Raw genomic sequence first — 14998 nt, forward strand, 5'->3', positions numbered from 1 at the left:
GGTATTTGAGATCGTGGATGATTTTCTGAGCAAAAAAGATCTGCAGGAAACACTCAAGTCAAAGTGGGCTGACTTGCTCATTCACGGTGATGTCACAATATTAAGTCATGCGTTTGTATTAAGCAAATATTTATGCTCCATAGACTGTTATTTCAGATACATAGGATGGATTAGCTGTTTAATTGCCGCAAGATTGCCAAAGATTTCCAGTTTCCTGGATTATCCAAGTGCTGACTGTAAAAGTCAAGTAAGTGATCCAAAAGCTTTTGGCGCAGGGATTTGTCTATTTTTGATTTATTGGAAAATGAGTCGGTCATGAGTGCGGCCAGGTAATTTTCTGCTTGTATCAGTTCGGCAGGAGAAAATGGTTGAGAGCGACTTTCTGACAAAAAACCAAGAGCCTCCTCGGGAGCAAAACCCAAAAAGCTCGCTTTTTTGATTAAAAACACCAAGGGAAATTGACCAAGCTGAGCATTCTTAGTATCCAATTCAATAATACATTCCTGAAGAAAATCAAAGAGCAGTTCATTCTGGTAATTTTCGTAGATCGACTTGCTTGTCACTTCTGTAATGAAAAGTGCTATGCCGGTTCTGGTAAAATCAAAAGGAATGAGCTGATGTGCCCGATAAAGTTGAGCCTCCGAGATGCGTTGCAGTCCACCGTTGTCTTTGTCATATACGACGAGCTCAAGTAAAGTCAGCGGTTGGTATAATGCTATTTTCGATTTGTTACCTTGAGTTCTTACACCATTTACCAAGTAGGATTTCAGGCCTAGTTCGCGAGTAAAGATCTTCACGATTATACTCGTTTCCTTATATCGAATGGCACTGAGAACTATCCCTTGGGTCTTTTTGAGCATTGGATGTAATAAAAGAATTTCTTTTCTGATTTTTTTATCGCAATGCCACTGAGGCCGCAGAGAAGCCCGCGAATGATTGCATGTCCTGAATTTATACACATACTTAACGCCTTCTTTGCGTGGTCATCTTTGAGTTTTTCGTGTCTCAGCGGTGAAAAATCAATTATTATATATCTCGGAATCAAACATCGGTCACCCGACACCCAGCATCCTGCTACTTTCTATCTTCATAAAAACACTTTCTGCAGCGAGCTTCATAGCTTTCCTTTTCTCCCAGAACTACTTTTTCTTTAGCATCCGAAAGGCGGAAAGAGAAAGCGGCAAGATCCCCGCATTTCATACAGATTGCATTTACCTTGGTCACATATTCCGCGATGGCCATCAGCTTTGGCATTGGCTCAAATGGGTTTCCTTCAAAATCCATATCCAGCCCGGCGAGAATCACTCGTTTTCCTTGTCCTGCAAGTTTTTGGGCTACTGTGACGATTTGATCATCAAAAAACTGAACCTCGTCAATCCCAACTACATCGCAGTCACCACTCAATAACAAGATGTCATCTGCAAAGTTTACAGGGGTGGATCGGATGGAATTTTCATTATGAGAAACCACATCGTTTTCATCGTAACGCTTGTCGATAGTGGGTTTGAAAATCTCTACTTTTTGCTTCGCAATTCTAGCACGATTCAGTCGGCGGATCAATTCCTCCGTTTTACCGGAAAACATGGAGCCGCAAATCACTTCGATCTGACCTTTTTTGCCCTGGGACTTCAGTCTACCAATTGAAGGTTCTATAAACATGCCTGCTACTATTCACTATATTTTATATGAGGAAACTTATTGAAGTTACCAACTCGGACAACAATCTCACCAGAATTTAATTCTGCCTGGCAGGCAAGTCTCTCTCCGGGTCTCAACCTTCCCTGCTCAAGGAAATCGAGTTCAGGTTTGGTAGGAGAGGAGAGGTTTTGTTCTCCGGACTTCAAGATGATTTTGCAGGTGGTACATCTGCCTTTTTTCCCGCAAGCATGCATCCAATCAATTCCATTTTCATGAATAATTTCGATAACTTTACGAGGAACGCTAATGGAATTAATTCTCAGATTAAATAGATTTTCTATGACTATTTGAGGCATTTCTTCGTTGACTTTTGTAAACACCACTCTTCAATGACAACTCAAATTAACAGCAATTATTTAGAAAAATACGCCGAAGACTATGCCGCCATAGTTTGTGGGCAGTTTTTCTCTACCAAACAATACATGACTGGGCAGGATATAGTCCAGTTGACGAATAGTGCCCAAGTGAATTTCTTCATTATAAAGAGGCTTTTCGAATTGTGGCAGGAGGAGCTCGGCAAACTTAAAAGCAGTCCTTATTTTGATTATAGAGACATTGCGGTTCATGAAGCTTTGACTGAGTTTATGAATGTGCTTTCCAAAAGAATCAAAATAGAGAAGGAGCAATTACAACCTCTAATTGAAACTGCTGTAACACAGGCAATCCAGCTTGCAACCGATCCGGTAACCTTCTATCAAAATGAAATAGCTAAGGCTTCTTCGGGACAGATCAATGAGTTCCTGAAGGAAAATAAGAAATATTATAAATGGCACAGTCAGGCGATTACCTTTTTGATCGACAAAGCTGGCTTCGGACATGATGAAAGTGCATACTTACGTGCAGTAGCCGCAAATTATCAAGCAATCAAAGATTCGATGGAGTCAGTAAACCTACTGCTGGCTACTTTAGGTGACGTGAAGCCCTTTGATCTCGATGCTTATTTGGTACAGGAATCAGTAGAACCAACGCCAGCACCTGCCCCAATACCAGAGCAATCTAGAGAAGAAGAACGAGGAAGTTCATTTTTTGATCAGGTAGAAACGGAAGTGCCTGAAATTAAAGAGAGCACTCCTGAACCCGCCAAAGTTGCTGTGGAGGAGCCGAAAAGAACTGAAGCACCTACTTATGTGAATGGCAATGCAAATGGTCTGGATCCGTATAACCTGAAGGCTAAATTCGAGACGCTTTCTTATAAAGGCATGAAAGGGATTCTGGGTGAGCTTGCGGAGAGTCTTGCGATCAATCAGCGATTTATGTTTACCAAAGAGCTTTTTGACGGCAATGCAGATCTTCTCAAACATGCACTCAAATCGATCGATAAGTGCGATTCATTTGAAGAGGCTATCCTATTAGTCAACTCTCGCTATGTAAATGAGCTAGGGTGGGAGACAGAGACGGAGCCGGTACAGGAATTTCTATTGCTGGTGTACAGGAAATTTGAAGTGTAGAAAGTAACTTTCTAAAAGATTTAAAGAGCTGGTTTATAGCTCTTTTTTCTTTTTGTAGAATCAAATCCCCTTAATTCATAGGAATTGCTTTATTCACAGATTATCTTGTTTTTACCTATTGATATTATTTAGTATGCTTTTTTTAATCAATGCGTAAGAAACTCCAAGACCTGAAAGACCTTCCTCCATTAGATCCCGGCATAGATGCTGTGGATAATTATTGGTATCTGATCATGTATCTGCGTGATTTAATCAAAGCCTCGGAGATAAAAGCCGGCTTAGTCCTATCCTTTTATGGCTTGTTGATGAATGTCTTTTTTCAATTTTATGAGCATTTGATAGAGCTGGCTACGTCGGATTACCTTACCTATGGCTTTATGGGCACCTGGTTTATCTTCAGTGTCATCTCTATTTATTATAGCTTCAGATGCTTCATGCCACAGATTGAGAGCAATTATGATAAAAGTGTATTCTTTTTTGGGAATATTATTTCTTCCTATGGTCCGATTAAAGATTATGTAAAAGAGTTGGAAAAGGTAAGTACAAATAGGCGCCCCCTTTTCGATCAGCTTGGTGAGCAAGTATTTATCAATGCGAAGATCACAGCAACAAAGTTTAGAAATGTCAACCTCTCCGTTAGATACTTATCATTTAACATTGGCTTAGTGTTTGTCTATATATTGTATTATGCGTTAAAGACAGCTTTTTAGCCATCAGCCCTGTTTCATCCCATGCAAGGATATCATATTCTTCGAAAACAAGTTTTATCCAATCTTGAGGCCAATTTACCTAAGTCTCTGACCTATCATGCACTCGACCATACCCTCGATGTGCTCAAGGTCTGCAATCAGTATATTAAGAGAGAAAAACTGCCAATAGAAGAAAGATACTTACTAAGAACAGGTGCTATTGTGCATGATATGGGATTTCTTAAGGGGTCTACCAATCATGAAGAGGTGGGCGCTGGCATGGCTGAGGTTATTATGAAAAACCTAGGAGTAAGTCAAAAGACAATTGACAAGGTGAAGGGATTGGTGATGGCAACAAAAATCCCGCAAAATCCTCAAGACTACCTGCAACGTATCATTTGTGATGCAGACTTGGATTACTTAGGTAGGTTGGATTATCCGGAAATCAGTCAGAAACTTTTTGAGGAACTGAAGAATATGAATGTGATTTCTACCGCCCAACAGTGGAAGGATTTACAAATTAATTTTTTGAAGGCTCATCGTTACCATACGCCTTTTGCAATCAAAAATAGAGAGCCGCAGAAGCAAATCTGGCTAAACAAACTGCTTGACTCTTAACCCATTCTTCCTAGCTGAAGTGCTCTGGAACTATCCATTTTGATAAAAATGAAAAGTAGGATGGTGAACGACCAGAGTGAAGAACCACCATAACTAAAGAATGGCAACGGAATCCCTACCACAGGGAACAGTCCAATGGTCATTGCAATATTAATCATGAAGTGGAATGACAAAATCGATATCACACAATAGCCATAGATCCTGCTAAATCTATTCTTTTGGCGTTCCGCCATCAGCACTAATCTGGTTAGCAACGTGACGAATAAAGAAATCACGACGAAGCTACCCAGCCATCCAAATTCCTCTCCCAGCGTACAGAAAATGAAATCTGTATGTTGCTCTGGGACAAAATCGAATTTTGTTTGTGTTCCTTGCAAATATCCTTTTCCGGCAAGTCCACCGGAGCCGATTGCTATTTTTGATTGGGTGACATTCCAGCCTACCCCGAGTGGGTCGAGGTCAGGATTGAAGAGCACCATTATCCTGTTTTGCTGGTGTTCCGGGAGTTTGGAAACTACAAAATCGAGACTATAAGTGAATGCGATCAAAACAACTCCAATAACACTAAAGGCAATAATCTGTTGCGGTGTCTTTTTGCCCATTAGGATCAAAATGACCACGATCACCACAATAGCTCCGGCTAGATAAAGGTTGTTCTCAATCCCAAGAGCCAGTAATACCAAAGCAATCAAGCCTATTCCTAGAACATAATATTTTTGCGGTAGCCCTTCCCGATAAAACATGATCAGCATGGAGAAATAAACCATTGCCGTTCCTGTATCTGGCTGAAGTATAATCAATATAACAGGGACCAAAAGGACTGCAAATGCCCGCAGTTGATAGTTTGTTTTAGTAAGATCAAATGTGGGTCTTTCCATGAACTTGGCAAGAGCCAAAGCCGTAGCAAACTTGGCAAATTCACCTGCCTGGATTCTAAAAGAGCCCACACCAATAGAGAGTACTTGCCCATTTACTGCTTTTCCCAAAAAAGGGGTGAGCAGCAAAAGCACAAGAAAAAATAAGTAAATCGGTATAGCGAGATTTTCGAACAGACGGTAATCTGCCGCCATGATCACAATGATGATAGCGATTGCTGTACCTATCCAGACAAGTTGAATACCGGAGTTGATTGAAGTATCAAAGATGCTTTTGTCAACTTGCCCATCATAAACAGCGGCGTAGATATTGAACCAGCCTATCATCACTAATGCGAAATAGATCATAACGGTGATCCAGTCCACCCGATTTATGTTGATATCTGTTTCGCGCATTAGTAAATGAAATTTCCAGCTATTACATATTCTTCAAGTGCCGGTCTGGAGATACTGTCTTTGAGGTATTTTTCGATCATAAGAGAAGCTGTACTGGCTGCAGCTCTACCTCCCCATCCAGCGTTTTCCACATACACAGCGATAGCGATCTGAGGGTTTTCCTTCGGAGCAAAAGCAATGAATACTGAGTGATCTTCTCCATGTGGATTTTGAGCAGTACCAGTTTTTCCTGCGATCTGAATATCTTTCATGATCGCACGGGTAGCTGTACCATAAAGCGCCTGAACCATCGCATCCTGAACCATATCGAAGTGGTAGGAATCTACACCTACTTCATGCTTTGTAAGGTATTCTTGAGGAATTTGACTGTTGTCTCCGTCGATAGCTCGGATCAAATGTGGGGTGTAGTAATAGCCTTTGTTAGCAAAGATCGCTGCCAAATTTGCCATTTGAATAGGTGTTACTAGCAACTCACCTTGACCTATTGAAAGAGAATAAATAGTAGAATATTTCCATCTGCCATTGCCGTAGAAATGGTCATAATATTTACTGGACGGTACATCTCCACCTTTTTCGTTGGGCATATCTATTCCTAAAGTCCCGCCAAGTCCAAATTTAAGTACGCGTTCACGCCAAGCATCAAGGCCGATTTCGGTGTCTTTATAGGTATTACTTGAAACTTCCTGATTGATGATTTGACGGAATGCCTGATGATAATAGGGATTGCAGGAGTTTCTGATTGCTCCGAAAAGATTGACAGGTGAAGGATGGTTGTGACAGGCCACCAAGGATTTGTTACATGCAAAAGTTGTTTCGGGAGTCAAAATACCCTCTTGTAACCCAATTAGACTTTGAACAATCTTGAATATTGATCCTGGAGGATAAGTCGCCATGATTGGCCGATTGAATAGTGGCTTTGTTTCCAACTTATTCAATGCAGTGTAACTCTTACCAAACTCTGAACCCGTGAGTGTATTTGGATCATAAAAAGGAGCAGATATCATAGAAAGGATTTCTCCCGTCTTTGGCTCTATTGCTACCACAGAACCAGTTTTTCCCATCATTAACTTTTCTCCATATTTCTGGAGCTCCATGTCTATGGATGAGTTAATGTTATGACCTGCTACGGAAGCCGTGTCGTATTCTCCGTCTTTGAACGGGCCTTTGTCCACGCCACGCACGTTGACCATTTTGTATTTCACTCCTTTTTTGCCGCGCAAGTCATCCTCGTAGAACCGCTCCATTCCACTCAAACCTACATAATCTCCTTGTACATAATAGCCTGAACTGTCACGCTCAAGTTGCCTGCCGCTGATCTCTCCGATGTATCCTAGTGCATGAGAAGCGACTGGTTCAGGATATGAGCGCACAGATCTTGTCATGATGAATAGCCCAGGATAATCAATTAGAAAATCCTGAATCCGGGCAAATTCATTAGTTGAAATCTGTTTGATAAAAGTAGATGGCTTGACAGAGGAATATTTTCGCGCAGCTTGATACGACTCTATTAACTGTTCTTTGGATATGCCAAATAGTTCGAGGAAACGTGTTGTGTCTTTTACCTGGAATTCCTTAGGCACAATCATCAAATCAAAAATTGGATTGTTGTACACGAGCAGTTTCCCATTGCGATCGTACACCAATCCACGGTAGGGGTGATCTACCACGCGCTGGATGGCATTTCGTTCAGCTCTTTTCAGAAAGCTGTCGTCCATCACTTGTATCATGAAAAGCTTAGTCAAAAGCACCAAACCAACTAAGAATACGAAGATGACTATTACAACGGGTCTTTGATCGTTCATTAGATTCCTCTCCTGCGTTTGAAGAACAGTAGTTGTACAATTATAGCCAAAATGACTGTGAATATCGAGGAGAAAAGGCTTTTGTTTAGTACGCCAAATAAACCTCCGGTTCCCCATTGATCAGCAATAAAAAACATCAGTGAAAAGGCAAAAACTAAAGGTAATGAGTAACTGATGTACCATCCGATTCCCATTTCAGGAAGGGTGGGGTTGTTAGCGTCATCGTAGCCACCATTTGGACTGATTGCCTTGAGCCAGTAAGTTCTTAAAAAAGCTAACAGTGTAGCTGCTGCTGCATGAAGACCTAGGGTGTCATAAAACACATCAATAAGCAAGCCGAGCCCGAAGCTGATTAAGATTAAGGGAAAGCTCCGCATGTTAATTGGAAAGCTCAAAATGGCAAGTAGGTAAATGAAGCAGAAGGCCACACCAAATAGTGCCAGGTTTTTTAGCAGTAGAATCTGCACCAAACAGAGACAAATCACCAGGAAGATGTAAGTGATCAGATTTCTAAAATTCATTTTCTATTTCTGCTTGCTTAGTAAGTGTATCAAGTTCGGCTAGCTGGGTGTTTTCTACCAGGTAGACATAATGAGCCCTACTAAAATCTACACTAAGATTTATCACAATATCCAAGTAGTTTGGATCGGCACCTTGATTTACACTTTCTATTATGCCGACCAGGATTCCTTCAGGAAATACTGCGCTGTATCCATTGGTAACAATCGTGTCCCCTTGGCTAGCATTTACATGTCTAGGAATATAGAGAAGCTTAGATTTGCCAGAGTCTTTTCCATCCCATTTTGTAGTCCCGAAATCTCCAGTACTTTTAATTTTTGAGGAGAGATTCATTTCAGTGTTCAGCAAGGAGATCACTACAGAAAAGTTCTCATTCACAGTTTTGACTCGACCAACTACCCCTTGCTCATTAAAAACCCCCATTCCTGGTTTTACACCATCCTTGGAACCTTTGTTGAGCGTAATATGATTCTGGGCAAAACGCAAGGAATTACTAATGATCCTCGCACCTTTAAAATCGAACTGGGCTTCCAATAGAGAATCTAATTGGATTTTAGCACTGTCAGGAATAGAATTGACTGATTTAAGTTGCTCAAGTAATCTGGCGTTTTCACTTAGAAGCGCGTCATTTGCTTCGGCAAGGGAAAAGAAATCCACAACGTCTGAGCGGGTCTTGAGTACAGATCCGGTTAACGCGTTAGAACTATTGAAGAAAGCTGCACCCTGAGGTGAATTATTGGAGACAATTAGACTGATCGCCAATACTTCAAGCAAAACAAATAAGAGAAAAGACCTTAGACTATAAAGGAATTGAAGGATGCGTAGCATTCGGGGTTTAAGTCATCAATACTGTTCGGAAATTCTGTACGTTTTTCAAGGCGGTGCCTGTTCCTCTCACTACAGCTCTAAGTGGATCTTCTGCAATGTGGATAGGAAGTTTTGTTTTCTGATGCAGCCTTTTGTCAAGACCTTTCAGCAATGCTCCACCTCCCGTAAGGTGAATTCCATTGTCATAGATATCTGCAGAAAGTTCCGGTGGTGAAATCTCCAATGCTTTCAATACTGCTTCTTCGATTTTCGAAACAGATTTATCAAGAGAGAATGCAATTTCTGAATAAGAAACTTTAATCACCTTAGGAATACCTGTCATCAAGTCACGACCTCTGATCTCGTAATCTTCAGGTGGTTCGTCCAATTCGGTCAAAGCTGATCCGATGGCAATTTTCACTTTTTCAGCAGATCGTTCACCTATTAGCAAGTTGTGCTGACGGCGCATGTAGTCTAGAATATCTTTGGTGAACGTATCACCGGCTACACGGATAGATTGATCAGCTACAATCCCAGAAAGAGCGATCAATGCGATCTCCGTGGTACCGCCTCCGATATCCACGATCATGGATCCCATAGGCTTCTCTATGTCGATTCCAATACCAATTGCGGCAGCGATCGGTTCGAAAATCATATACACTTCTTTGGCACCAGCATGCTCTGCTGAGTCACGAACAGCCCTTTTTTCTACTTCTGTGATTCCAGAAGGAATACAGATCACCATTCTGTGAGATTGAGGGAATAAGCCTTTCTTCTGACCGGGAATCATTTTGATCAAACCTCTGATCATTTGCTCTGCGGCGTAGAAATCGGCAATTACCCCATCTTTTAATGGACGGATAGTTTTAATATTTTCATGCGTTTTCTCATGCATGTTCATAGCTTCTCGACCTACTGCCAATACGCGATTGGTAGTCTTATCGATGGCAATGATAGAAGGTTCGTCTACTACAATTTTATCTTTATGAATGATCAGGGTATTTGCGGTACCGAGGTCAATTGCAATATCACTAGAGAAAAAGTCAAATAATCCCATTTTTAGGTATTGAATTTATTTACTGGAGTTGAGAGTTTAATATACTATGCTAAGCACTCATATTAAACGGGGGTCGGCAAAATTATTATCTTAATGGGACAAATTTGATAGAATCGGGATATTTTTTGGCAACAAAATCAAATGATTCAAAGTGGGCTTTAGTTTGTTCAAGTTTTTTTCTTGAAAAAAATCCTAAATAACTCTATCTCTTGATTTAGCAGCCTCATTGTTTTTACTGCAAAATTATTTTACCTTTGCGTCGTATTCGAAAGTTTCTGGAGGGGACACCATATGGTCCCCTCTTTCATTATGCATACTATGACTGAATTGAAACAAGCTATCGAAGAGATTGTAGAGAAGCATCTTCCAGATGAGAATCATTTCATTGTAGAAGTGAAAATGTCTGAGAAATCAGGCAAAATGCTTCTCAATATCCTTCTGGACGCTGATGAGGGTGTTACTATCCAGGCTTGCGCTAAGCTAAGCAGGGCGGTTTCGGAAGAGCTGGAGGCAAAAGATATGATGCCTGAGGCTTATATTCTGGAGGTTTCTTCCCCAGGGCTAGATTTTCCTTTGAGTAGTCGCAGACAATTTGAGAAAAACATCAACAGGGAGCTGAAAATTTCTTTGACTTCAGGAGAAGAAATTCAAGGCAAACTACTTGAAGTATCAGAAACCGGAGTAAAGCTTCTGGTGAAAAAGAAAAAGGAAAAGGGCAAAAAAGCCACAGAGGAAGAGATTATCCTTCCTTTTGAAGACATGAAGAAATCAATTGTACAAGTATCTTTTAAATAAATAAAATGGATGCCAAAGTCTTAATAGAATCCTTCGCTGAATTTGCGAGATCTAAAAATGTGGATCGCCCTACGATGATCCGTATCTTGGAAGATGTGTTCAGAGCGATGATTCGCAAGAAGTTTGAAACTGATGAAAACTTCGATGTGACCATTAACGCTGATCAAGGTGACCTTGAGATATTCCGTATCCGCGAAATTGTCGACGACAATTCTGAGGATATTTGGGATTTAGATAAAATCAGCTTTACGGAAGCCCGTAAAATCGAACCGGATTTTGAAATAGGAGAAGAGGTTTACGAGAAAATTGAATTGGAAGACTTTGGAAGACGTGCTGTACAAATGGCCCGTCAGACATTGATCCAACGAATCAAAGACCTTGAAAAAGATATTCTTTATAGTAAGTATGAAGAGCTAGTAGGCGAAATTGTAAGTGCTGAAGTTTACCAGATCTTAGGAAGAGAAATCCTGTTGATGGATGGTGAAGGCAACGAATTGATTCTGCCTAAAGCAGAACAAATTTCTAAAGATCGCTTTAGAAAGGGAGATACAGTGAAGGCAATCGTCCATAGAGTGGATATGTCTAACGGTAATCCTAAGATTATTCTTTCAAGAACTTCTCCGGTTTTCTTGGAGCGCTTGTTTGAAAATGAAGTACCGGAAGTATATGATGGGTTGATTACAATCATCAAAATTGTAAGAGAGCCAGGTGAAAGAGCAAAAGTTGCAGTGGAATCTTACGATGATCGTATTGATCCAGTGGGAGCTTGTGTGGGAATGAAAGGATCAAGAATTCACGCTGTGGTAAGAGAATTGCAGAATGAAAATATTGATGTGATCAATTTCACAGAAAACTTAGATTTATATGTGACTCGCGCATTGAGTCCAGCTAAGGTTTCATCGATCACTGCAAATGAAGAAACTAAGAGAATATCAGTATTCCTTAAGCCAGATCAAGTATCACTTGCTATCGGTAAAGGTGGATACAATATCAAACTTGCGAGTAGATTGATTGGTTATGAGATCGATGTATTCCGTGAGTTGAATGAGCACGAAGAAGAAGACGTTGATTTGATGGAGTTTGTTGATGAAATCGACAGCTGGATTATCGACGAATTAAAGAAAACAGGCTTAGATACTGCGAAAAGCGTATTGAGCTTGACCAAAGAGGACCTGACTCGAAGAACAGAACTTGAAGAAGAGACTGTTGACGAGATATTCAGGATTCTCGGACAAGAATTTGATCAATAAATCGGGAAAAAATCCCCGTGTAATACCCTAATTATTTAAGATTTCGAAAGAAGTTTTTGCTTATGTCAGAAGAAAAAATGATGCGTTTAGGCCAAATAGCCAGAAAACTCAACGTTGGTACGGCAACCATAGTTGAGTCTTTGGCTAAAAAGGGCTATGAGGTGGAGAATAATCCGAATTCCAAAATCAACATGAGTCAAGTTGAGATGTTGAATAAGGAATTCAAATCTTCTGCCCTAGATAAAGAGGAGGCATCGCACCTCTCTATAGGGAAGCGCCATGAGCCTATATCTATAGAGCCTGAAACTCCAAAAGAGGAGCCAAAACAGGCAGCGACACCAGCTCCTGCACCGACTCCCGCGCCAGCTCCAAAAGCGGCCGAAGAGCCAAAGCCAGCTGCGCCTGCGCCACAGCCTACCCCTGCTCCAAAACCAGCGGAAGAGCCAAAGCCAACGCCATCATCTACCCCTTCTCCACCTGCCGATCCAGAGAAGGTAAATACCGAAGCACCAAAACTAGAAGGAATTAAAGTTTTGGGTAAAATCGACCTAAGTAAAAATACTTCTTCTGTGCCTAAGCATAAGCAACAGCACGGTCAGAATAAGCATGGTCAAAAGCATGGAGAGCCTAGAAAGCCGCACCCTGCTCAGCAAGGTAAGCCGCAGCCTAGACCAGCTCAAGAAGCTAAGAAGCCTAATGTGCCACCAGCTTCACCTCAGGTGAAAAAGGAACAGCCTAAGCCAGCTCCACAGCAACCTACGCCTAGTACACCTGTAGTTCCACCAGCTAAGGATCAGGTGATTTCTGCAAAAGCAGATTCCCTTAAAGGACTTACAGTACTTGGTAAAATAGAACTTCCAGCAGATCGCCCTAAGAAAAAAGGTGGTCCAGTTGCTTCTTCTGACGAAAGAGGAAGAGATAAGAAGCGACCTCGTAAGCGTATTGACAAACCAGGAGGGCCAGGTCAAGGTAATCGTCCTGGAGGAGGTCCTGGAAACAGACCTCAGGGTGGAAACCGTGGTGGTCAGCAAAGAGGTGGAGCTCCAGTGAGAGCACAGAAAGCAGAACCTACTCAAAAAGAGATCCAAGATCAAATCAAGCAGACACTTGCTAGACTTCAAGGCAAAAGTACCGGAGGAGGAAAAGGTAAGAGCCGTAGAGATAAGAAAGCTGAAAGAGAAAGAGACGTAGATTTCGAAACTGATGAGGTAAAAATCTTAAAGGTGACCGAATTTATTTCTGCAAATGACTTGGCAGCATTGATGGATTTGTCTGTTAATCAGATTATCTCCGCTTGTATGTCCTTAGGGATGTTTGTTTCTATCAATCAACGATTGGATGCAGAAGCAATCACAATTATTGCTGACGAATTTGGATATGAGGTAGAATTTACCAAATCTATCGAAGATGAAATCGAAGTAGAAGAGGAAGATACACCAGAAGAATTGGTAGAAAGAGCTCCGATCGTAACCATCATGGGTCACGTTGATCACGGTAAGACTTCCTTGCTTGATTACATCCGTATGTCCAAAGTGACTGCAGATGAGGCAGGAGGAATTACGCAGCACATTGGAGCTTATGATGTGATGACAAAGACAGGTCATAAAATTGCATTCCTTGATACTCCAGGTCACGAAGCATTTACAGCGATGAGAGCGCGTGGTGCGAAAATCACCGATGTTGCGATTATCGTTATTGCGGCTGATGACAGCATCATGCCTCAGACTAAGGAAGCTATCAACCACGCACAAGTTGCTGGGGTACCGATGATCTTTGCGATCAACAAAATTGATAGACCAAATGCTAACCCTGCCAAGATCAAAGAAGAGCTGGCAAACATGAATCTATTAATAGAGGAATGGGGTGGTAAATACCAATCTCAAGATATATCTGCTAAGACAGGTGAAGGTATTGATGATTTGCTGGAGAAAGTTCTCCTTGAATCTGAAGTATTGGAGCTTACTGCTAATCCTGATAAAAATGCAGCAGGTACAGTGATTGAAGCATCCTTGGATAAAGGACGTGGATACGTATCTACTATTATGGTTCAGGCCGGGACCTTGAGAATCGGGGATATTATTCTAGCAGGTCAGCATCACGGTCGTGTTAAAGCGATGTTTGATCACAAAGGCAAGAAGCTGAAAGAAGCTGGACCATCTACTCCAGTTCAGGTACTAGGTCTAGGTGGAGCACCACAAGCGGGTGATATCATCAAAGTTTACGATACAGAACGTGAAGCAAGAGATATTGCTAACTCAAGAGAGCAGATCCAGAGAGAGCAAAGCTTAAGAACTAAGAAACATATTACGTTGGATGAGATCGGTCGTCGTTTGGCAATCGGATCATTTAAAGAACTGAATATCATCATCAAAGGTGACGTGGATGGATCAGTAGAAGCACTTTCTGATTCACTATTGAAACTTTCTAAAGATGAAGTGAAAGTAAGTATTATCCACAAAGGTGTGGGTCAGATCTCAGAATCTGATGTATTGCTTGCTTCTGCATCTGATGCGATTATCCTTGGTTTCCAGGTAAGACCATCTTCCAATGCTAAGAAATTGGCTGAACAGGAAGAGATCGAAATCAGACATTACTCTATCATCTACGATGCGATCAATCAGATCAAAGATGCTATCGAGGGTATGCTTGAGCCAGAATTTGAAGAAGTGATCACTGGTAACATCCAGGTTCGTGAAGTATTCAAAATCACTAAAGTAGGTACTGTTGCAGGTTCTTACGTGACAGATGGTTTCATTACAAGAAAGAACAAGATCCGTGTCATCAGAGACGGTATTGTGATTCACGAAGGCGAGATCGATCAATTGAAGAGATTCAAAGACGATGTGGCTGAAGTAAAAGCTGGTTACGAATGTGGTATTTCGATCAAAGGTTTCAATAATATTGAGATTGATGACACAATCGAAGGCTACGAGATGAAAGAAATCAAGCGTAAAAAATAATTTCGCTTAGATATAATGAAAGGAAAGGAGGTAGTATCCCATTAAGTGTGTAAGTGTAGAAAAGTTATTCTATAATTTTTCGGC

14 protein-coding genes are annotated in these 14998 nt (G+C 41.2%); 6 read left to right on the forward strand and 8 right to left on the reverse strand.

Translation table 11 applies throughout. From position 1 onward, the window contains the following. Positions 1 to 170: 170 nt before the first annotated feature. From recO to AACZ87_RS21420, 3 genes are all read right to left on the reverse strand, one after another. Positions 171 to 860, reverse strand: coding sequence for a DNA repair protein RecO (gene recO, locus AACZ87_RS21410; protein ID WP_339870120.1), 690 nt, complete (start codon positions 858 to 860; stop codon positions 171 to 173). A 214-nt stretch (positions 861 to 1074) separates the two neighbouring features. Further along, positions 1075 to 1659: a thymidine kinase gene (locus tag AACZ87_RS21415; RefSeq protein WP_339870121.1), complete on the reverse strand. Its 585-nt coding sequence runs from the start codon at positions 1657 to 1659 to the stop codon at positions 1075 to 1077. An 8-nt stretch (positions 1660 to 1667) separates the two neighbouring features. Continuing rightward, on the reverse strand, positions 1668 to 1994 hold the full coding sequence (locus AACZ87_RS21420; protein ID WP_339870122.1) for a 2Fe-2S iron-sulfur cluster-binding protein: 327 nt from the start codon (positions 1992 to 1994) through the stop codon (positions 1668 to 1670). Positions 1995 to 2027: 33 nt separating this feature from the next. On the opposite strand from AACZ87_RS21420, the gene AACZ87_RS21425 reads away from it, so the two are divergent. From AACZ87_RS21425 to AACZ87_RS21435, 3 genes are all read left to right on the forward strand, one after another. Then, positions 2028 to 3146: a hypothetical protein gene (locus AACZ87_RS21425; protein ID WP_339870123.1), complete on the forward strand. Its 1119-nt coding sequence runs from the start codon at positions 2028 to 2030 to the stop codon at positions 3144 to 3146. A gap of 149 nt (positions 3147 to 3295) precedes the next feature. Beyond that, positions 3296 to 3856 carry a Pycsar system effector family protein gene (locus tag AACZ87_RS21430; RefSeq protein ID WP_339870124.1) on the forward strand — a complete coding sequence of 187 codons (561 nt, stop codon included), beginning with the start codon at positions 3296 to 3298 and terminating at the stop codon, positions 3854 to 3856. A 21-nt stretch (positions 3857 to 3877) separates the two neighbouring features. Further along, positions 3878 to 4453: an HD domain-containing protein gene (locus tag AACZ87_RS21435; RefSeq protein ID WP_339870125.1), complete on the forward strand. Its 576-nt coding sequence runs from the start codon at positions 3878 to 3880 to the stop codon at positions 4451 to 4453. Here the strand turns inward: AACZ87_RS21435 and rodA are convergent. The 5 genes from rodA to AACZ87_RS21460 are packed head-to-tail and all read right to left on the reverse strand — an operon-like array spanning position 4450 to position 9909. After that, positions 4450 to 5724 carry a rod shape-determining protein RodA gene (rodA, locus tag AACZ87_RS21440; protein WP_339870126.1) on the reverse strand — a complete coding sequence of 425 codons (1275 nt, stop codon included), beginning with the start codon at positions 5722 to 5724 and terminating at the stop codon, positions 4450 to 4452. The genes AACZ87_RS21435 and rodA overlap by 4 nt on opposite strands. Beyond that, the gene (gene mrdA / locus AACZ87_RS21445; RefSeq protein WP_339870127.1) at positions 5724 to 7526 is read right to left on the reverse strand and encodes a penicillin-binding protein 2; all 1803 of its coding nucleotides are present in this window, start codon (positions 7524 to 7526) and stop codon (positions 5724 to 5726) included. Before mrdA ends, rodA begins: the two co-directional genes overlap by 1 nt. After that, positions 7526 to 8047, reverse strand: coding sequence for a rod shape-determining protein MreD (locus tag AACZ87_RS21450; RefSeq protein WP_339870128.1), 522 nt, complete (start codon positions 8045 to 8047; stop codon positions 7526 to 7528). Before AACZ87_RS21450 ends, mrdA begins: the two co-directional genes overlap by 1 nt. After that, positions 8037 to 8873 (reverse strand): rod shape-determining protein MreC, encoded by an 837-nt coding sequence (gene mreC, locus AACZ87_RS21455; RefSeq protein WP_339870129.1) that lies wholly within the window; start codon positions 8871 to 8873, stop codon positions 8037 to 8039. The genes AACZ87_RS21450 and mreC overlap by 11 nt, the downstream gene beginning before the upstream one ends. A 7-nt stretch (positions 8874 to 8880) precedes the next feature. Continuing rightward, on the reverse strand, positions 8881 to 9909 hold the full coding sequence (locus AACZ87_RS21460; protein ID WP_091695686.1) for a rod shape-determining protein: 1029 nt from the start codon (positions 9907 to 9909) through the stop codon (positions 8881 to 8883). A 318-nt stretch (positions 9910 to 10227) separates the two neighbouring features. Between AACZ87_RS21460 and AACZ87_RS21465 the strand changes: the two genes are divergently transcribed. From AACZ87_RS21465 to infB, 3 genes are all read left to right on the forward strand, one after another. Continuing rightward, complete coding sequence (locus AACZ87_RS21465) at positions 10228 to 10704, forward strand: ribosome maturation factor RimP (protein WP_339870130.1); 477 nt, start codon at positions 10228 to 10230, stop codon at positions 10702 to 10704. Positions 10705 to 10709: 5 nt separating this feature from the next. Beyond that, positions 10710 to 11954, forward strand: coding sequence for a transcription termination factor NusA (nusA, locus tag AACZ87_RS21470; protein ID WP_339870131.1), 1245 nt, complete (start codon positions 10710 to 10712; stop codon positions 11952 to 11954). 62 nt (positions 11955 to 12016) lie between these two features. Further along, the gene (gene infB / locus AACZ87_RS21475) at positions 12017 to 14914 is read left to right on the forward strand and encodes a translation initiation factor IF-2 (protein WP_339870132.1); all 2898 of its coding nucleotides are present in this window, start codon (positions 12017 to 12019) and stop codon (positions 14912 to 14914) included. The last annotated feature ends 84 nt before the right edge of the window (positions 14915 to 14998 follow it).

This window comes from uncultured Algoriphagus sp., from assembly GCF_963974365.1.
GTDB lineage: Bacteria > Bacteroidota > Bacteroidia > Cytophagales > Cyclobacteriaceae > Algoriphagus.